An 18,678-nucleotide genomic window follows, 5' to 3' on the forward strand; every position below is an offset into this window, starting at 1 on the left:
TTTTGTTGATATTGTGAAAGAATTGTGAAATCCACGTTCTTTCGTGCCAATACTCCTGTTTACCTAAACATGCTCGTATATAGAATAGAAAAATTCTACACAGATTAACTGTGGGCTAAATGCAGTAGTCACTCCAACTGCTGTCGTTCACCCGGATACAGCTGTTTCGAATCAGAAGCTGTCCTTCCAGTTCCATTTTCACCGCGGAACGATGTCCGCCCCGCAAATGATCTAATAACAGGTACATGGCAAATTTTCCCATCTCATCTCTTGGCAGACGCACGGTTGTCAGCATCGGCTTTGTATCCTGCGCCGCCTCAATATCGTCATTTCCGATAATGGATGGCGTATATCCGCACTTTTTATTATTTGCCATGCATTTTAGCATACCCACCGCGGAAATATCATTGGCACAGTAAATAGCAGTTGGACGTTCCTCTGACTCCAGCAGACGCTCCATCATTTTGAAGCCTTCCACTTCTGTCTGTCTTGTCTTCATGATAAATTCCGGTTCTACTTCAATGTCATGCTCCCGCAATGTCTGTAAATACCCCTGATAACGTGCATTGGTTCCACAGGCGCCCACATACCCGATTTTCTGATGTCCCAGACCGATCAGATATTCCACTGCCATCTGCGCGATTTTGCGCCCATCACAGACCACCTCATCCGTAATCCCGCTTGTAGCATTGCGATTCACGCACACAACACTGTGATAGTGCTGCTTCATCTCCAGCAGAGCTTCTTTATTGCATTTTCCAATCACAATCAGACCGTCTGCTTTTTGTACCGCCTCTTGCTGCATCTGTTCCACAATTGTTTTGATGCTCTCCCGTGCACAACGCTTGTCATCAGAGAAAATGGAACGATACCAGATATTTGACAAAATGCAGTTACTTCTGTGGATTTCTGTCTCAATCACACGCAGCAGTGCATCAAAAAACGGATCCACGTTTGCACCATCGGTACGTGTGATCAGTACATTAATGTAATATGTTTTCTCTGTCTTTTCATTTTTTCCCTGTTTCAAACGACGGGCTGCCTCGTTCGGCACATAATTCAGCTCCATGGCAGCTTTTCGTATGCGCTCACGCACTTCCGGGGAAGAACAGTTATAATCCGGATTGTTCAAGACACGGGATACCGTCGCCGGAGAAACATTTGCCCGTTTTGCAATTTCTTTGATTGACATATCATTTATTCCTCATTATTCGTTCCAATATACATGATATGATTCCTTCTGTATCTTTGGATTTTACTACAACAACTTATTTTTACCAAGTATATTCAAGAATGCTCCGGCATTCTTGTTGCGAGGTGCGCGTCATGCAATTGCATGACATACTTCAACTGCGCACCTCTGTAATCCTGCCGGAGGCTATATCAGATGGGGGATTAGCTCCCATCTGATATACAAACAGGGTGTAAAACTACCTGTTATTGTAATTTTACACCCTAATTTATAAACTGTTACAGTTCACACGCGCCATTCGCAAAACGCCCTTTCGGGCTCCCCCGCAGCTTCGCTACTACTTTTGCTCATAAAAAGGCGCTCCCTTCATCACTATGTATCCAGCTAATTCCTCATGCAAGCATGATCATTACCTGAATACATGTGATGAGTGAACTGTAACTATAAAATTATGCTTCGTATACGATCTCGTCCTTTGTCGGTGTGCCGTCCACAATTGTAAATGCATGTAACACCGGATGCTCAGCATCCATCAAAGACAAGATCAGGTAAGACGCTGTACTGTCATAAGCCAGACGGATATCTTCCTGAGACGGACGCGCCGGTGTCTCCGGATGAGAATGCCAGTTCCCAAGCGGTGTCAGTCCGTTGACACGCATGTCCTTGATGGCTTTCAACTGTTCCTTCGGATCCATGGAAAAATGCTCGTTGGTGTGATCAATATTTGTCAGATAGTACACTTTTTTTACGGTACGGACATCACCGTCTTTTGTACCGCCCAGCAGTCCACAGCTCTCCTCCGGCAGATGTTCTTTTGCCCAGTCCACCATCGTATCAAAATCACTCTGTGCTAATTTGATCTGCATTTAAATTCCCTCACATTCTGCCTGTTCGTAATCAATTAATTTTGTGATGGTCGGATGATCACCGCAAACCGGACAGTTGCATGTATTTTTCGGTAATTTTATCTTGCGGAATTCCATATCCAACGCATCGTAAGTCAGAAGACTTCCGATCAGGAGTTTGCCCTGTCCCAGAATGTACTTGATGGCTTCCATAGCCTGCAGGCTTCCGATGACACCGCCCATGGCTCCGATGACACCTGCCTGTTTACAGGTCGGAACAGCATCCTTTGGCGGTGGATTTTTGAATACACAACGGTAACACGGACCTTCTCCCGGTACATAGGTCATAAGCTGACCTTTGAAACGGATGATTCCTGCATGGCAAAATGGTTTTTTCGCCATAACACAGGCATCATTGATCAGAAATTTTGCCGGGAAGTTATCTGTTCCGTCAATGATAAAATCATAATCCTTGATCAGATCCATAATGTTCTCAGAAGTAACAAAAGTACGATAAGTAATCACGTTTACATCCGGGTTCAGATGATTCATAGTCTCTTTTGCAGACTGTACTTTTGCTTTTCCCAGATCATCGGTACTGTGGATGATCTGTCTCTGCAGGTTGGAGAGATCTACCTCATCCGCATCTGCGATACCAATGGTTCCCACACCGGCTGCTGCCAGATACATGGCACAAGGTGCACCAAGTCCGCCGGCTCCGATGATCAGAACCTTTGCGTTCAGCAGTTTTTTCTGTCCTTTGGCGCCTACTTCCTTCAAAATGATATGACGGGAGTAACGCTCAAGCTGCTCGTTACTGAATGCCATTATTTTCCACCTCCCATGAAGTAGATGAACTCAACAACATCGCCATCTTTTAATGTAGTAGACTCAAAAGCGCCCTGATCTACAAATTCATCGTTCAGAGAAACTGTTACATACTCTGGTGTCTCTACGTTTTCCAGTGCGATCAGTTCTTTGACAGTCAGTCCCTCTTTGTATTCTTTGTTTTCTCCTGCTACGTTTAATTTCATGTTTTTGTCCTCACTTTTCACAACTTTATTTTTATAGCTCAACTGTTGTTATTTTTATAGCTTTTATCTTTACAGTTCAACTGCTGCTTTTTGGATAGCTTTTATCTCAGTCGAGAAGACTCCCACTTCTGCAAGTGGTGAGTAATAACAAGTCTTTCTCAGTGGGAGTACAATCTCCGACTGAGATAAACGCTCCGCGGGGGCGCCCATTGTCTGGGAGACAATGGTTTTGCGCCGACCGGAACGGAGTGTAGAGTGCAGTGATTCTGAGAAGAATATGTCAGCTTTCGCTGACCAGAATCACGCACCAAGTCTCACGTGCGTTCGACTTGAATTTTACCGCTTATGTGCTTCTATTTTTCAGCAGCTTCTGCAACTGCTTCTTCCAACTCTGCTTTTTTCACTATACCGTGTAGCCGTTTCACTTCTGCTCCATTTTTGAAAAAGATAAGCGTCGGTGTAGATGCCACCTGGTATTTTTCTGCCAGATCTCTGTCATAAGCAATGTTTACTTTTCCCACATACACATTGTCGTGTGCTTCTTCCAGATCTGCAAGCAATGGTGAAATCCGTTTGCACGGAACACAGCTGTCGGAATAAAAATCTGCGACGGCCACACCTTCTGCCTGCAAAATCTTTGTATCAAAATTATCCTGACTGATTCGTTCTGCCATTTTCTTACTCCTCCACTTTTTTCACAAAAAGTGTATAAGTGCCATCTTCGTTATCCAGCAATTTCAGGATCTGATGTCCTTCCTCTTTGATGCTGCGTGGCACATTCTGCACCGGCTCGCCGTCATTCATGCGGACTGCAAGAATTTCTCCGTCGTCCAGTTCCTCTAATGCTACTTTTGCTTTTACAAATGTTACCGGGCATACCACATCTGTGATATCTACCTGATCATCAAACTGTATCTCACTCATTTTCATATGCCTCCCTGATTGCCTGTTCAAATTTGTCTGCGCCGACGCGGTCAATGGTGAATTTAAAACGCTCCCCTGCATTTGCATGGTCTGCGAAGAAATCGATGGCTGCGTCACAGACTTTCATTAATTTGTCATGATCTTCGATAAACGGAATGATCACATTTCCTTTATGGACGTGATTTCCGAAGGTTCCACCGAAAGATACGATATATCCGTGTGTCTCCTCGTATGCACTGGTCGGACATGATTTTGTACATCGTCCACAATAATTACATTTGGATTCATCTACCGTAATCTTGCCGTCCTCTAACGTAATTGCCTCAGTACGACAGGCTTTCACACAGACGCCACACTGAATACATGCATCCGGAATCCAGTTTACGCGAATCGCACCTTTGATTCCCACATCGTTTTCTTCTGCTTTTAAGCAGTTGTTCTGACATCCGGTGACACCGAATTTGAATTTATGCGGCAGATCGTGACCAAAATATCTCGCATCCAGCTCCTGTGCCAGCGCGTAGGTATCGATACATCCGCTCGGACAGACCGCAGCGCCCTGACAGGCTGTTACGGTACGGACACGCGGTCCGCAGACACCCGGAACAACGCCACCTTTTGCCAGTGCGTCTTTTACTTCGTCAATCTGCTCTAATTTGATAAATGGAATCTCCACTCCCTGACGGGAGGTGAGATGTACATATCCTTTTCCGTAAGTCTCTGCAACTTCTGAAACCACTGCCAGCTGTTTTGCCGTCAGGGTTCCGCCAACGACACGGATTCTCAGGGAAAAATTATTTTTCTGTTTCTGGCGCATAAAACCGCCTTTTTTTAAGGTTGCGTAATCAACTGCCATGACATTTCTCCTTTTTATTCAAGTCGAACCGTTTTTCTTTTGTCATTTTCTATACTATCTGTTCAGAGTTCTCTGCACAATCGTTTTTTGTAAAATTATCCGTTTCTTATATCGATTGTTACTCTGCTTCTTCATCCGCATGTGCGATTGCTTCGGTAAAATCTGCGATCAGATCTTTGGCGTCTTCAATTCCGACACTGACACGGATCAGATCATCGTATACACCTGCGGCATGCATCATTTCTTCGGTACTGTGAATGTAGATCGTAGAAGCCGGATGAATAACCAGCGTCCGCAGATCTCCGATATTTGTCGCAATATGTGCAAATTTCAAATGATTCATCAGACGATATGCCCGTTCCTTGCTGCCAACCCGAAGACTTAAGATCGCACCGCCATAACCGCCAAGCTGCTCTGTTGCCAGCTTCTGATAAGGAGAAGTCTCAAGCAGTGGATAATTAACAGTTACATCTGGCAGCTGTTCTAACGCTTTTACCAGCGCGTATGCGTTTTCACATTCCTTCTGTACCCGAAGTCCCATAGTCTCCAGACCTACGGTATTCAGATAAGCATTCATCGGAGCCATACAGGAACCAAAATTTCGTAACGTATCATTTTTCAACCGTGCGGTATACGCTGCCGGACCGAACTTTTTGTACTCTGCCAGCACCGGATAACGCTGAGGATTCCATCGGAATTTTCCACCATCCACGATCACACCACCGATGGAATTGCCGCTTCCGTTGATGTATTTTGAACTGGAATGAACCACAACATCCGCTCCCAGTTTTAATGGCCGGATCAGCAACGGTGTCGCTGTCGTGCTGTCTAAAATCAAAGGAACCTGATGCGTATGTACAAAAGCGGCTACCGCTGACACATCTATTACATCCAGTCCCGGATTGCTGATAACTTCACCAAACACGGCTCTCGTCTTGTCATTCAATAACGGAGTAATATTTTCTTCTGACAGATAAGGGATGTAATGCACCTGAATACCAAAATTCTGCAGATCCCGGAATACGTCGATCGTTCCGCCAAACACTCCGCTGCTGGCAATGATCTCATCTCCACTCTGCAAAATATTTAATAAAGAAAATACCACTGCACTTAAACCCGATGCACAAGCTGTTGCTGAAAAGCCGCCTTCCATCTCACAGATGCGCCGTTCAAACGCTGCCACCGTCGGATTTCCGATTCTGGTATAAGCAAAACCTGCTGCCCTGTTCTGACAGACCTTTTCCAATTGTTCTGATGTCTCGTAGGTATAAGCACTCACCTGACTGATGGATGGTAAGGTTGCTCCAAAGGAATACGCTCCCACCGATTTTCCGTGTAATAGTTGTGTATTAAAATTCATGTTCCTGTCCTTTCTTTCCTACAGTTATACAGAAATTTCTTCCAGTTTTCAAACCAAGATTGTGAAAACGTTTTCACTCCTATCGGAATAGTATGATTTAATGATGGATAATCTTTTTCCAACAACGAACAAATATTAATTATTTTTATACATTTTTTTAGGTCGGATTTTTATTGTCTGTCAAAAAATATGTTCTACTTCTACGATTCGATTTCCCCACTTTTTCTTCCAGATCATCAGATATACGTTATATTCCACGGAATCCTGCGCTGTTGTGAAAGGTTCTTCCCTCACCAGTGTGACCTGCTTTCCCTGAGCTTCCAGCTCCATTTTACGCTGTGCTGCCTGCATCAGAATTTTCTCATATAACTGCTGTGATATTCCTCCGACTGCAGATACCGTTCTCTGCTCTGATGCTTTTGTATCATATACTTCTCTTTTTCCAATTTCTTCCTTCTTGAATTTGGAGTCTTCTGATTTAAGCTTTTCTGTTTTATAGGTACGCACCGGGTAACCTTCGCTTGCCAGCATCAGTTTTTCCATCAGCAGATCCACCACGACTCCATGACTAACCTTGTGGAGCATCCATGCAAGTAATCTGCTCATTGTTTTTCCATGATGCTTCCGATAAAATGCCAGCCACCGAAGCAGGCTGTAATCTCCGGCTTCCGATGACAGTTCTTCCATGATTGAAATGGCCTGTTCCGTCGGCTCCCACACATCCGCCATTGGCACGATATATTTCGCTGGGACTGCCGGATAACAGGCATAATTCAACGGTGGAAAATGTACCAATTCTGACAGCTTCCGTTCTTCCTCACTGGCTGCATCCGCTCCCAGATACTCACATTTTGTATGCAGAATCGCAATTCGGTACTCCAACTGCCGCAGATATTCATAGCCCTTCACCCAAAAATGTCCAAGATCTCCGTAACGGTACAGGTGTATCTCCACTTTTAAATTTTCAAAAAAAATTGTCACGACACTGTCACCCTGGTGAACTACAAGTACATAAATACAGCTGTCATCCGTATCTTCCCTGCTTAATTCTGCTTCCAGTTCGCCCTCATAATCCGGCTGATAGTGCCCGGTCATTCTGGCATTAACAAAGACCAAAAAACTTTCCACTGCGTCGTTCATCAGATAGACAAGACGGAGTTCTGATTTTACGCCGTTCTTACCTGTATATGTATCTTTCTGTATTATGCTTTCATTTTTATTTTCCGCTCTGTCTGCTTCTCCTTTTTCCTGTGCACCACAATTTTCATTATCTGATTTTTCTGGAAAAATCAATTCAAACTGATCCTGCCAGAGCAGTTCTTCCAGCATTTCAAAAGGATTCAATTCTGTCCTGAAATCATTCTTTTCCAACGTATATGTCCTCGTCTTCTTGTATTTCTTCTAGTATTATACTATTATTTCGGACAAAAAAACAGGATACCATCACTTCGTTTCTACAAAGTAACAGCATCCTGTTCTATTTCTCTTTTGTAATTTCTATCTCTTACTGTTCAACAATAAGACTCTGCTATCTCATCTGATAGCTTGTATGCAGCAATTCATGCGCTTTTTCAGATCCCGGTTCACCCAAGAATGATTCATAAACTTCTTTCACTACCGGATTCTCATGTGATTTTCTGATGGCACTACCTGCATCATTCTGGTATAACGCAGCGCCACGCATTTTCGGCACATCATTCAGTACTCTGGTTGCTGCGTTCTGATGTGGCTGTCCACCACCGTTTACACAGCCACCCGGGCAGGCCATCACTTCCACAAACTGATAATCTGCGGTACCGTTTTTAATTGCTGTCAGCAGCTGGTTTGCATTTGCCAGGCCGGATACAACAGCTACTTTTACAGTTGTTCCATTTACGTCCACGGATGCCTCTTTGATTCCATTCATGCCACGCACATCTGTGTACTCTAAAACAGTATCTTTTCCTGTCAGTTTCTCCACTGCAGTTCTCAGTGCAGCTTCCATAACACCACCGGTCACACCAAAGATAACAGCCGCTCCGGTACCAAATCCAAGCGGAAGATCAAATTTAGAATTCGGATTCATAGCCTCCAACTGGATTTCTGCATCTTTGAGCATCTGAGCCAGTTCATTTGTTGTGATGACAATATCTACATCCGGAACACCAGCTCCGCACTCATCCTCACGGGTAATCTCAAATTTCTTTGCGGTACACGGCATTACAGATACCATAACGATATTTTCTTTCGCAATGTGTTCCTGGTTTGCAAGGTATGTTTTTACAATTGCTCCCTGCATCTGATGCGGGGATTTACAGGAAGAAATATTCTCCAGCATATCCGGATAAAAATGCTCTGCATATTTGATCCAGCCCGGACAGCAGGAAGTAATCAACGGAAGTTCTCCATCGTTGTTCAGACGCTCGATCAGCTCATTGGACTCCTCCATGATGGTCAGATCCGCACCAAATTTTGTATCAAATACTTTGTCAAATCCAAGACGTCGAAGTGCCTCAGCCATTCTGCCTTCTACGTCTACACCGATCGGGAATTCGAAAGCTTCGCCAAGTGCCGCTCTGACAGCCGGCGCCACCTGAACAACCACGTATTTTTCCGGATCATTCAGTGCTTCTTTTACCTCATCCATCTGTGTCTTCTCTGTCAGTGCTCCAACCGGGCAGACTGCCACACACTGTCCACAGTTCACACAGCTTGCAGCTGCCAGTCCGGCCGGAGAAGCCGGTTCAATTTTTGCGTCCAGACCGTCACCGGTACATACAATGGCAGATACAGCCTGCATTTTTGCACACACGTTGATGCATCGTTTGCATTTGATACATTTATTATTATCACGAATTAATACTTTCGAACTCAGATCCAGCTGTTCCAGATTGGTCTTTGGCAGATCCGGCTCATCGGTAAATCCATATTCTTTCAATAAGTCCTGCAGTTCACAGCTTGTGGAACGGAAACAATACAGACAGGATTTGTTGTGCTGCTCCAGAATTGCTGCCAGTGCTTTCTTTCTGGCTTCCATAACAGTCGGGGTTCTTGTCTGGATCTCCATGCCCTCTTTGATTCTGGTGGTAGATGCATTTACAATCTCCCCATCCACCTCTGCAATACAGACACCGGACTGATCCACATCCTGCACGCCTTTCAGATAGTAAAGTGTCGGAATTGACTGCTGCATAAACTCACGCTGCATTTTTAATGTTTCAAAGGAAGCATCGAGAATGGTGATTCCTTTTTTCATGGTATAATCATACCCGTTGATCTTGATATTCACTGTACTCACTCTTCGAACCTCCTCTTAACAATTTGCATAAAATTCTGCTTCATCATATTCATCCGTATGTCCTTCCGGAATGATATAGCCCTGCGGACGCACCGGATATCTCCACATCGGAATATCTTCGGTAAATAATTCCATCTCACCATCTGCTCCCTGACGGATATTGATCCATTTCAGCCAGTTCTGATTATCTGTCTGAGGATAGTCCGCGCGGTAATGCGGATACATGATACCACGGGTTTCTTTTCTCATTTCCGCAGAACGGAAGATCATTTCCAGACAAAGGATCGTATCTGCTGCTTCCAGACATTTTGACAGAGAATGCGGATCATCAGCAGTCAGATGCGGTACGATTGCTTTCATCTTCTCGATATCAGCATACACTTTCTGAATCTCAGCCTCATCTTTCAGAATACATTTATGTACATCGAAAATATACGTCTCGATCATATCGTAAATCTCTTTGAAATGATGGGTATCTTCTCTGTGTAATGGAGCATAAATTTTTTCTTTTAAAGCTGCCACCTGCTCCAGATCCAGTTCATCCCACTCTGCTTTTGCCGCATATGGTGCAATGCTGTCGCCAGCCATCATACCAGTAGTGGAAGCATTTCCAAGTCCGTCACCGCGGGTCCAGCCAAAATATGCATTTCCCTGTGTGGTTACTTTTCCAGGTGCCCAAAGTCCTTCTACATCTGTTTTTATTTCTTTATCTACTTTGATCGGTTCCACCTGAATAACTGTCTTGATTGTAGTATCTACTACTTCGCCCATAACACCCAGATTTTCCTGTGTTTTACTGAATACCAGATGTTCCCATGCCATTTTGTCACGGAACATTCGCTGGGTAGACTCATCCATATCTGTTCCGCCGATCATCATGCGGACTTCATCCGGATGCGCCAGATCTACTGTCAGCGGACCATTTCCAGCCGCTACTTCTTTTACCATGGCGTCAACCAGTGCAGGTGTTACTTCCCACTCTTTATGACCGATATATTTATCTGTCAGGTTCTCACCATTTTTATTGCAGATCATGTTAAATCCACCATAAATCGGTGTATTTGTTTTCTTAAATACAACGTCTACCTGTGTAGAAAATTCTACGTTTCGCATTAATGCGCCAACACGGTACATAGCACCGACACCGGTTCCATATCCCATAAATTCCAGACCGATTTTCTTAAAGTGACATCCCTGTGTTGCCATTGCCACTGCTTTTGCATGGAAGATCTTGCATTCCATATGATCCATATCAAAACCGATGGCTCCGATAACTTTTCCTTTTTTGTTGGTCAGAAGTTCAAAAATATTCACTCTGCTTAATAAACGAATGCCTAATTTCAATGCCATCTGACGCAACTGTGCACATACATTGATGGAAACACCGCCCATATCCAGTGCATCCGGGATAAACGGAAGCGGAGTAGCTTCGCCATCTTCATTACAAGATGTGATAACACCACAGTGTTTCATATAATCAATATTATCTCTGTGATATACGAGATAATCTCTCAGGAACTCCTGGTCGTTTAAGAACGGGGTATGTGCATGCACCAGATATTCCAGTGCATTTTTTACACCATTCGGATGTTTGGATGTGGAACGGATTCCGTTTCCTGCTTTTGTAGCCTGTCCATTCCATCCGATAATACCTTTATCAATTACAAGGATATCAAGTGTCGGGTCATTTTCCTTTGCACGGATGGCCGTTACAAGGCCTGCCATACCGCCGCCAACAACGAGTATATCCGAAGTATATAATTCACCATAATCTTTGATATCTGCCATTATCTCTACCTCCTACTCGCCCTGCTTCTTCATCAGTTCCGCACTGTATTCCAACGGATCCACCTGAAGAGCGGAAATAACCTGAATATCAATGACATTGTTCAGACAATCCATCTCACACTGATAACACAATACACATTCATCCGGATATTTCGGATAAGCATATTTTTTTTCTTCATCCCACTGCCATACATTTTCCATACAACGGCGGATACATTTTTTACATCCACAGCAACGGTCTGTATCTATTACATAGCGGATACTCTGCTGCTGTCCCCTGTTTTCAACAATCATTCGTTTTTCCTCCATTTTTCTGTTTCCTATCGTTTTCCGATAAATTTATCACTGGAAAGTGCCATAAAGATCAATCCGATCACCAGTACTACAATATCAAAGATATACATACCCATAATATTGCCGGCAAAGAAACCTGTCATCATAACGCCGATACCAGCTCCGATTTCAAAAATTGTTCCAATTACCTGGTAACCTGCCGTATAATCCCAGCGTCCATATTTGCTGGCTACATAAGATGGCAGCAAATTACATAACGCACCCTGTGCAGCAAAAATAACAACACCGGAAATCCAGCAGAATGTCAAACCTTTTGGCATACCGAGTAATGCCACAAATCCGATAATAATAAATACGAAATATGCTACGAATGCTTTTTTTGTTCCGATTTTCTGATCTATAATACCAAAGATAAAACTTCCGACAATTCCCATGATTCCACCAACGGCGAAAATTGCAGCTGCCTGTGTATATGCGTATCCAATGGCCAGCATTGCCGGAATTGCGGATGCAATATAACTCATAACAGCCAAAAATGCGAGTGCTGAGCCAAGACCGATAAACCATGTATTTTTATCTTTTAATACTTTTCCAATTGTAAACGGACTCTTGTATTCTTTCATCATCTGTGCGATCTCAGCTCCGTTTACTGCATAGGTAGGATCTCCATCCGGATATTCTCCGGCTTCCTCCGGGTTATTTTTTACACATATTGCGGTAATAATTGCCACAATAATCAGAATCACTGCGATAACTGTCATTCCTCCGCCAAGACCAAGCTTGCCAAGCAGTTTCGGCATCATCGGTACATACAGGAAGTTCATTGCCACAATACCCATCGTTGTAAATCCAAGTACGATACCTTTCTTTGTCGGCCACCAGCTTGCTGTCAGTGTCATGCCACCGTTCTTCTCATAACCGCCGCCCAAGAATCCGATAATCAAAATGACAATCAGGAATAACGGTAAGCTCTTTGTCGTTCCAAATACGATCAGTAACAAAGCAGAAAGAATCAATGTCACTGTCGTAAGATTCTTAGCCCCTGTCTTTCTTACAACTCTTGCCAGAACCAATACACCGATTGCCTTTGCGATACAGGCTAAGCCGGATACTACGTTGATTACATTGACATCCCATCCTCTGATTTCTGAAAACATTGGAAATACCGTATTGTTATTTCCTCCGATAATACTTGTTCCGATCAGGAACAGGATTGCTGTGTAGATCATCATACCAATCTGTTTTGGACCGTGCCAACTGTGTTTTTTTGCCTCCATACCAAATCTCCTTTTTCTTTTTTTGATACCTTTAGTATAGAGTGTTTTAACTGCCAGTATCTCATAGTATTCTGTTGAAAAAAATTGTCATTTTTCTACACTAGTATAGAAAGATTTTTCTATTCTCTCTTTTGAATTAAAACTGACATTCGCAATCCGCTTTCGCTGCTTGCTCATGAACGCAGTCGCTTTGCAACCTGCGTTCAAAATGCAGAAAAACCGCCACATTCGCGACGGTTTTTCTCTGACTTTAGGTATATTAAAAATTAAGTGTTTTGCAATATTGTTCTATTATGTATCTTTATGCTTTCTTATATGGAATCAACATGATCAGTCCTGCTCCGATAATGTCAATTACAATAAATACAACATATGGCAGTGTAAAACTTCCTCCGGAAACTTTCAGCAGCATAGCCATCAGGATAAATGCCAGTGTACGCACAACGTTTGCCAGCGGGTAAATGATACTGTTGGCCGACATAAACCCATCTCTTCCGAATACGGAAATGATCATAGAAGCCAGAAGGTTCAGAAGTCCTCCGATTCCAAGTCCGGCAAAAATACATCCAAGCCATACACATACAATGTTAAAGGATGTGATCAGCAATACCAGTGCAGCCACATAGGAAAATGCAAATACAATGGAAATGCTCTTTGTTCCGAATTTGGAATCCAGCCATCCCCAGAGATAACTTCCCGGGATTGCAATAATAGAAGTAATTGACATAAAGGTCAGTGCCTCTGCATTTGTATATCCTACGGACATCATACGTGGTACAAACTGTGAAATGATTCCAACCAGAACCATCCATAAAAATCCATAACCAAATACGATCAACCAGGTGTTTTTGTTTTTCAAAATATTTTTAATAGAATATTTCTCGTTATCCAGTACCAGCTCCTGCGTGGAAACTGTCTCATCCAGTTCCATATTGTCCGGAAGACAGTTCACATCTGCCGGTTCATTTTTCGCCCAGAAAAATGTGATAATTCCTACGATAACTGCCAATACTCCAAAGATAACAAATGCTGTACGGATTCCTTTTGTTGCAAGCAATACAGCAAATCCGGCAACAAACGCACTGGAACTGATCGGTGCACCCATGGTGGCCCATCCAAGTGCAATTCCTTTTTTACGCGGAAACCAGTTTGCGATAAAAGCCGGGCATGCCGCGGTACCGAATCCGGACGCAAAGAAACAGATCAGCATCAGATCAATGGTATATAACGCAACCGATGGAACCATTCCAAGCAGTGCATACAGCACTCCTGTAATGATCAATGTCACTGCTGACATATTTTTCGGTTTCGTCTTAATAACCAGACGGCCAAAAACAAATCCTCCAACCAGTCCGACAAGACCTGCTGGTGTAGCAACAGAAAGCAACGTATTTGCATCCCATCCGTGAGCCTCAGCAAAGGCAGACGGAATCAGATTCATTCCATCTGTTGTAATCGCTGCGTAAAAGAAGTAAAGGATCATCGTGTAGAAGATCATACTCCAGCCCCAGCCGCCAAAACGGTTATCCGTTAAGCTTTTTGATAGTTTTTTTGTTTCCATAATTCACTCTTTCTTTCTTTTCTCTGTCTTTCAAAATATGTTTTTCGTTTTTCAAATACAAATCTTTTCTCTGTTTTGTATCTTTATACACTTTAAAACATCATTTTCACCAAAAAGGAATTTTCCCCGTTATGTACACCTCTCAGGTACATAACATCTTCTTCCCAGACATACTGAAGTTTTGCGTTTTCCCCTTCCCGCAATTCCTTTGCATACTGTACCCAAATATTTTTCGGTTTGTGCTCTGCATAGAAGTCTTCATCCATCAGTGCTTCTGTCCAGTCCAGATATCTGGAATTGTTCAGATGGCCATTATAGTCAATTTCCTCTGTTGATACCGTTCGCAACAGCTGGTTTCTGTATTCCTTTGGAAACTTCTGCTGCAGCTTCGGCAGATTCGGTTCCCCGGCAATAATGACCGGATTCATGATCTTCATTTCTTCCGGCTGTGCTGCCACCGTTCTGGTATTCTGATCCATCAGCAGGAACAGCGAAGATGTCGCCATTAATGGTTCTCCTGCTTCTGTGTACATCGCATAAATCCTGGAATACAGATTCACTTTATTTTTTCCCGGCCAGATACGTAAGATTACCTTTTCACCCTTAGTCGGTAAACGTTCCAGTTCAATGTTTGTCCAGGAAATCACCCAGCTCATCCCTTTGGCAAGTAACTCCTCCCCGGTAAGACCTGCCTCCTGATCAAAATGGATTTCCGTAATACGCTGCATCTGACGTGCCAGTGAGCCAATGCTCATACGGCCGTCTGAATTTGTCATTTCATCTGAAATTTCAAACATTATTTGGCAGACACCTTTCGTATGTTCTGCCGTAAACACCGGTACTCCCATATTTCTCACCTCCGCCTGTATCATTGTATTTTTATTCTTTATCCCATGGGAAACCATTCCATACTGGTTTTCCTGTGTATGTTTTTGCTTCCTCGTCTCCCTTCAGGACACGGATTGCGCCAAATCCAAGTGCTTCTGTCTCGAAGCTTCCTGCATAGTTATAAATTGGTGCGATCCAGGAAATATATTCAGCCAGTTTATCGCAAAGTTCCGTATCTCTTGCCATGCCGCCTGTCAGAAGAATAGCATCTACTTTTCCTTTTAATGCACCAGCCATCATAGCTGTCCATTTTCCCATGGAATAAATCATGGTATTGTATACAAGCTCCGCTTTTTTGTCACCATTTGCGATCATTGCTTTTACTTCGCGCAGGTCATCGGTGCCACACCATGCAAGTAATCCACCTTTGCTGGAAGCATAATCTTTTGCTTCATCCGGTGAAATACCTTTTTTGATGCATTTAATGACATCATCCACACATAAATCTCCGGAGCGATTTGGTGAAATTGGTCCCTGACCGTCACCTGCACGGTTTCCGTCAATCATTTTTCCTTTTTCGTGTGCAGTAATGCTGGTACCACCACCCAGATGCAGGATGATATAATTGCAATCTTCATATTTTTTGCCCATCAGTTCACTGTGATGGATTGCCACCTGTTTCTGATTCAGCGGATGGGATTTTGCCGGACGGTAAATCCCCGGGATACCGGTCACTCGAGCCATGTCACAGAGTTCATCTGTCGGCATTGGATTTACAAAAAATGCCGGAATATTTAACTCCTGACCAAGTTTATAACTCATAATGATTCCAAGGCTGGCCGGATGGCGGATACCTCCTACATCATTTTTTGCATGTTCATAGGCAAGTTCATCGATTTTATATGTTCCTCCGGCACATGGATATAAGCCAACACCACGACCTGCTACAGCATCCAGATCAGAAAGAGCAATCCCTTCCTCCTCCAGTGCTTTGCGGATCATTGCCATACGGATTGGTTCCTGATCTGCAAAAGTTTTACACTCTGCAAAATCTTCTTTGTGATGATCTACCTCACGGTTTACAATCACTTTATCGCCTTTTACCACACCCATTTTCGTACTGGATGAGCCAGGATTGATCGTTAATACAGTAAATTCTTTCATGAATGATATTCTCCTTTTTTATTTTCCTGCCATAACTGCCAGCAATGCAATATTGTTATAAAGTTCGACATCTGTATCACTTCTGGAGCAGTCAAGAATCGGCAGGCGGAATCCCTGATAGATTGGTCCATACACCTGCACATTATTTGCCAGACGTTGTACTAACTTGGAACCTATATTTGCAGCTGCTGCATCCGGGAAAATCAGTACATTTGCATGTCCTGCTACTGCACTTTCTCTTTTTACTTTTTTCTCTCCGACTCTCGCATCCACTGCTGCATCTGCCTGGAATTCTCCGTCAATTTTCAGGTCCGGTCTCAACTGCTGTGCCAGTGCAACAGCTTCACGCACTTTTTTTACAGGCTCACTTAATCCACCGGAACCATCGGTTGAGAAAGAAAGAAAGGCACATTTTGCTTCTGTTCCAGTCAATGTCTCGAATGTCTCGCAGGAAGAAATTGCGATTCCGGCATGCTGTTCCACTGTCGGCTGAATGCAGACAGCTCCGTCAGACATACCGATCAGGTTACCCTGATCTCCGGCAAATCCTTCAATCTCTTCAATGAGAAGTCCGGAAGCTGTTGGACAGTTTGGCTGCATTCCGATGATACTTTTTGCTGCCAGTACAAACTCATATGTTGTTGTATCTACTCCGGCCAGTGTTCCGTCTGCTTCTCCCACAGCCTGAAGCAGAGTTGCCAGATACAGTGGGTGGTCGATTCTTTTCTTTACAAAACTCGTTGGCATAGCTTTATCCGGAGAATTATTATATCTATCCAGTAATTCTTCTTTATAAGCTGTATCATTCACATCTACCACACGGATTCCTGACACATCCACACCGGCTTTTCCGGCCGTTGCTGTTACATCTTCCGGATTTCCAACCAGAATGATATTTGCGATTCCGTCTGCTGTTGCTTTTGCTGCTGCTTTGATCATATATTCATTTGTTACTTCTGGAATTGCAATGGTTTTTACATTTTTCTTTGCTTTATCATAAATAGAATTCATGAACTGAAATGCCATTTTTTTACGCTCCTTTTTTTGAAATTTGGAGAAAGCCACCGTATTTGCAGCGACTTTCTCCGACATTTGGTTTTGATGTACAGTGAAATCTTTTGCAATGAAAATATTCTGACCAGATTTCCAGCGTACACCCAGGTATTCAGGTTAGGTATTATATAAGGTTATTGAAAATTACTTGTTTATAATCTTTCCCGTACAACGGCAACAAAATCTCCAATTGTATTCAGGTTACTTGCTTCCTGAATTTCAATTGTTACATTCAACTGATCCTCAATAGTGGAAATCATGACGATCATCTTCATGGATTCATTGGATAAATCCTCTCGAATGTCGGTTGCCAGTGTAATGCCGGATGCATCTACACCGTAGGCATCTGCTGCTGCTTCGATAACAGCTTTTGCCACATCATCCAGTTCTTCGGATGACTGTGCTGCTGTCGCTGTATCAGAATTATTTGCTACCGGTGCATTCGAAGCAATTGTCTCTTCACCCAGACGTTCTTTTACTACATTTACAAAATCAGCAATTGTATTCAGGTTACTTGCTTCCTGAATTTCAATTGTTACATTCAGCTGATCCTCAATGGTTGAGATCATGACGATCATCTTCATGGATTCATTAGATAAATCCTCGCGAATGTCGGTTGCCAGTGTAATAGATGCTGCATCTACTCCATACGCATCTGCTGCCGCCTCAATAACGGTCTGTGTGGTTGCATCATTACTCAGATCTACCGTTGCAGTTGCTGCTGCAGTTTTTGTCTCTTCTTTCTTTGGTTCCGGTGCTTTAATTTCCGGAATCTTTTTAAATCCGTTATCTTCCACCAGTTCCCAGGCTACAACTTTCATATCTTCATCCTGGAACAGTAACGGTTTTACTTCTACTTCATGCTCCTGAATATACTGATCAAATTCTTCGTATTTGTCATAATCTACATGCAGCAAACTTGCATTAAACGGATCCATACCAGGTACTTCAATCTCTACTGCAAAGTAATCTCCCTGTGTGTTACGGAATTCCGGATCACCAAATGCACCTTTTGTCGGAAGTGCCTGCTTTACAATACCACGCATATTTGTCAGATCCACCCACTCGGTATCCAGACCTCCGCACTCGTTACAGCACAGATAAGGAGGAAACTCGATATGTCCGCATCTGGTACATTTTCTTCCCAGAATGGTTCCTTCTTCCAAAGCATCATAATAAGTTTTTACAATTGGTTTTAAATCATATTTTGTCATTTTAACCATCG

General features: G+C 43.2%; 18 protein-coding genes. All 18 read right to left on the bottom strand.

Annotation, left to right across the window (positions count from 1 at the left end; all coding sequences use genetic code 11):
- Window positions 1-115 precede the first annotated feature (115 nt).
- The 18 genes from DXB15_RS06595 to DXB15_RS06680 all read right to left on the bottom strand — a co-directional run bounded on the left by DXB15_RS06595 (window position 116) and on the right by DXB15_RS06680 (window position 18,676).
- Window positions 116-1,192, bottom strand: a complete 1,077-nt coding sequence (locus tag DXB15_RS06595) for a LacI family DNA-binding transcriptional regulator (protein WP_118702386.1) — start codon at window positions 1,190-1,192, stop codon at window positions 116-118.
- Between the two features lie 449 nt (window positions 1,193-1,641).
- Window positions 1,642-2,058, bottom strand: coding sequence for a M67 family metallopeptidase (locus tag DXB15_RS06600; protein WP_109217009.1), 417 nt, complete (start codon window positions 2,056-2,058; stop codon window positions 1,642-1,644).
- A complete protein-coding gene (locus DXB15_RS06605) occupies window positions 2,059-2,865 on the bottom strand; it encodes a HesA/MoeB/ThiF family protein (protein ID WP_118702387.1) in 807 nt (268 codons plus the stop codon).
- A complete protein-coding gene (thiS, locus tag DXB15_RS06610) occupies window positions 2,865-3,071 on the bottom strand; it encodes a sulfur carrier protein ThiS (protein ID WP_109217007.1) in 207 nt (68 codons plus the stop codon). Before thiS ends, DXB15_RS06605 begins: the two co-directional genes overlap by 1 nt.
- Window positions 3,072-3,424: 353 nt before the next feature.
- Entirely contained in the window at window positions 3,425-3,745 is a 321-nt protein-coding gene (locus DXB15_RS06615; RefSeq protein WP_118702388.1) for a thioredoxin family protein, read from the bottom strand.
- 4 nt (window positions 3,746-3,749) lie between these two features.
- Complete coding sequence (locus DXB15_RS06620) at window positions 3,750-3,995, bottom strand: sulfurtransferase TusA family protein (RefSeq protein ID WP_109215457.1); 246 nt, start codon at window positions 3,993-3,995, stop codon at window positions 3,750-3,752.
- The gene (locus DXB15_RS06625) at window positions 3,988-4,851 is read right to left on the bottom strand and encodes a 4Fe-4S binding protein (RefSeq protein WP_109215458.1); all 864 of its coding nucleotides are present in this window, start codon (window positions 4,849-4,851) and stop codon (window positions 3,988-3,990) included. The genes DXB15_RS06620 and DXB15_RS06625 overlap by 8 nt, the downstream gene beginning before the upstream one ends.
- A 118-nt stretch (window positions 4,852-4,969) precedes the next feature.
- On the bottom strand, window positions 4,970-6,211 hold the full coding sequence (locus DXB15_RS06630) for a PLP-dependent transferase (protein WP_109215459.1): 1,242 nt from the start codon (window positions 6,209-6,211) through the stop codon (window positions 4,970-4,972).
- Window positions 6,212-6,391: 180 nt separating this feature from the next.
- On the bottom strand, window positions 6,392-7,582 hold the full coding sequence (locus DXB15_RS06635; RefSeq protein WP_243115604.1) for a DUF3878 family protein: 1,191 nt from the start codon (window positions 7,580-7,582) through the stop codon (window positions 6,392-6,394).
- 157 nt (window positions 7,583-7,739) lie between these two features.
- Window positions 7,740-9,488, bottom strand: a complete 1,749-nt coding sequence (locus DXB15_RS06640) for a [FeFe] hydrogenase, group A (protein ID WP_118702389.1) — start codon at window positions 9,486-9,488, stop codon at window positions 7,740-7,742.
- Between the two features lie 15 nt (window positions 9,489-9,503).
- Entirely contained in the window at window positions 9,504-11,276 is a 1,773-nt protein-coding gene (locus tag DXB15_RS06645) for an FAD-binding protein (protein WP_118702390.1), read from the bottom strand.
- Window positions 11,277-11,288: 12 nt separating this feature from the next.
- Window positions 11,289-11,585, bottom strand: coding sequence for a 4Fe-4S dicluster domain-containing protein (locus DXB15_RS06650; RefSeq protein ID WP_109215462.1), 297 nt, complete (start codon window positions 11,583-11,585; stop codon window positions 11,289-11,291).
- An 11-nt stretch (window positions 11,586-11,596) separates the two neighbouring features.
- Window positions 11,597-12,847 (bottom strand): MFS transporter, encoded by a 1,251-nt coding sequence (locus DXB15_RS06655; RefSeq protein ID WP_109215463.1) that lies wholly within the window; start codon window positions 12,845-12,847, stop codon window positions 11,597-11,599.
- Window positions 12,848-13,148: 301 nt separating this feature from the next.
- Window positions 13,149-14,408, bottom strand: a complete 1,260-nt coding sequence (locus DXB15_RS06660) for an MFS transporter (RefSeq protein WP_109215464.1) — start codon at window positions 14,406-14,408, stop codon at window positions 13,149-13,151.
- Window positions 14,409-14,500: 92 nt separating this feature from the next.
- Window positions 14,501-15,256 (bottom strand): acyl-[acyl-carrier-protein] thioesterase, encoded by a 756-nt coding sequence (locus DXB15_RS06665; protein ID WP_158582204.1) that lies wholly within the window; start codon window positions 15,254-15,256, stop codon window positions 14,501-14,503.
- Window positions 15,257-15,287: 31 nt separating this feature from the next.
- The gene (buk, locus tag DXB15_RS06670; protein WP_109215466.1) at window positions 15,288-16,400 is read right to left on the bottom strand and encodes a butyrate kinase; all 1,113 of its coding nucleotides are present in this window, start codon (window positions 16,398-16,400) and stop codon (window positions 15,288-15,290) included.
- Window positions 16,401-16,418: 18 nt separating this feature from the next.
- Complete coding sequence (locus tag DXB15_RS06675) at window positions 16,419-17,426, bottom strand: phosphate acyltransferase (RefSeq protein WP_118702392.1); 1,008 nt, start codon at window positions 17,424-17,426, stop codon at window positions 16,419-16,421.
- Window positions 17,427-17,605: 179 nt separating this feature from the next.
- Window positions 17,606-18,676 carry a phosphopantetheine-binding protein gene (locus tag DXB15_RS06680; protein WP_118702393.1) on the bottom strand — a complete coding sequence of 357 codons (1,071 nt, stop codon included), beginning with the start codon at window positions 18,674-18,676 and terminating at the stop codon, window positions 17,606-17,608.
- Window positions 18,677-18,678 lie beyond the last annotated feature (2 nt).

The organism is Roseburia sp. OM02-15 (assembly GCF_003481835.1).
Classification (GTDB): Bacteria; Bacillota; Clostridia; order Lachnospirales; family Lachnospiraceae; genus Eubacterium_I; species Eubacterium_I ramulus_A.

Excerpts from the sequence above, each read along its gene's own strand:
- DXB15_RS06600 (WP_109217009.1), bottom strand. The coding sequence starts at position 2,058 with ATGCAGATCAAATTAGCACAGAGTGATTTTGATACGATGGTGGACTGG.
- DXB15_RS06645 (WP_118702390.1), bottom strand. The coding sequence starts at position 11,276 with ATGGCAGATATCAAAGATTATGGTGAATTATATACTTCGGATATACTC.
- DXB15_RS06620 (WP_109215457.1), bottom strand. The coding sequence starts at position 3,995 with ATGAGTGAGATACAGTTTGATGATCAGGTAGATATCACAGATGTGGTA.
- DXB15_RS06655 (WP_109215463.1), bottom strand. The coding sequence starts at position 12,847 with ATGGAGGCAAAAAAACACAGTTGGCACGGTCCAAAACAGATTGGTATG.
- DXB15_RS06625 (WP_109215458.1), bottom strand. The coding sequence starts at position 4,851 with ATGGCAGTTGATTACGCAACCTTAAAAAAAGGCGGTTTTATGCGCCAG.
- DXB15_RS06660 (WP_109215464.1), bottom strand. The coding sequence starts at position 14,408 with ATGGAAACAAAAAAACTATCAAAAAGCTTAACGGATAACCGTTTTGGC.
- thiS (WP_109217007.1), bottom strand. The coding sequence starts at position 3,071 with ATGAAATTAAACGTAGCAGGAGAAAACAAAGAATACAAAGAGGGACTG.
- DXB15_RS06650 (WP_109215462.1), bottom strand. The coding sequence starts at position 11,585 with ATGGAGGAAAAACGAATGATTGTTGAAAACAGGGGACAGCAGCAGAGT.
- DXB15_RS06675 (WP_118702392.1), bottom strand. The coding sequence starts at position 17,426 with ATGGCATTTCAGTTCATGAATTCTATTTATGATAAAGCAAAGAAAAAT.
- DXB15_RS06605 (WP_118702387.1), bottom strand. The coding sequence starts at position 2,865 with ATGGCATTCAGTAACGAGCAGCTTGAGCGTTACTCCCGTCATATCATT.
- DXB15_RS06615 (WP_118702388.1), bottom strand. The coding sequence starts at position 3,745 with ATGGCAGAACGAATCAGTCAGGATAATTTTGATACAAAGATTTTGCAG.
- DXB15_RS06630 (WP_109215459.1), bottom strand. The coding sequence starts at position 6,211 with ATGAATTTTAATACACAACTATTACACGGAAAATCGGTGGGAGCGTAT.
- DXB15_RS06665 (WP_158582204.1), bottom strand. The coding sequence starts at position 15,256 with ATGGGAGTACCGGTGTTTACGGCAGAACATACGAAAGGTGTCTGCCAA.
- DXB15_RS06680 (WP_118702393.1), bottom strand. The coding sequence starts at position 18,676 with ATGGTTAAAATGACAAAATATGATTTAAAACCAATTGTAAAAACTTAT.
- buk (WP_109215466.1), bottom strand. The coding sequence starts at position 16,400 with ATGAAAGAATTTACTGTATTAACGATCAATCCTGGCTCATCCAGTACG.
- DXB15_RS06595 (WP_118702386.1), bottom strand. The coding sequence starts at position 1,192 with ATGTCAATCAAAGAAATTGCAAAACGGGCAAATGTTTCTCCGGCGACG.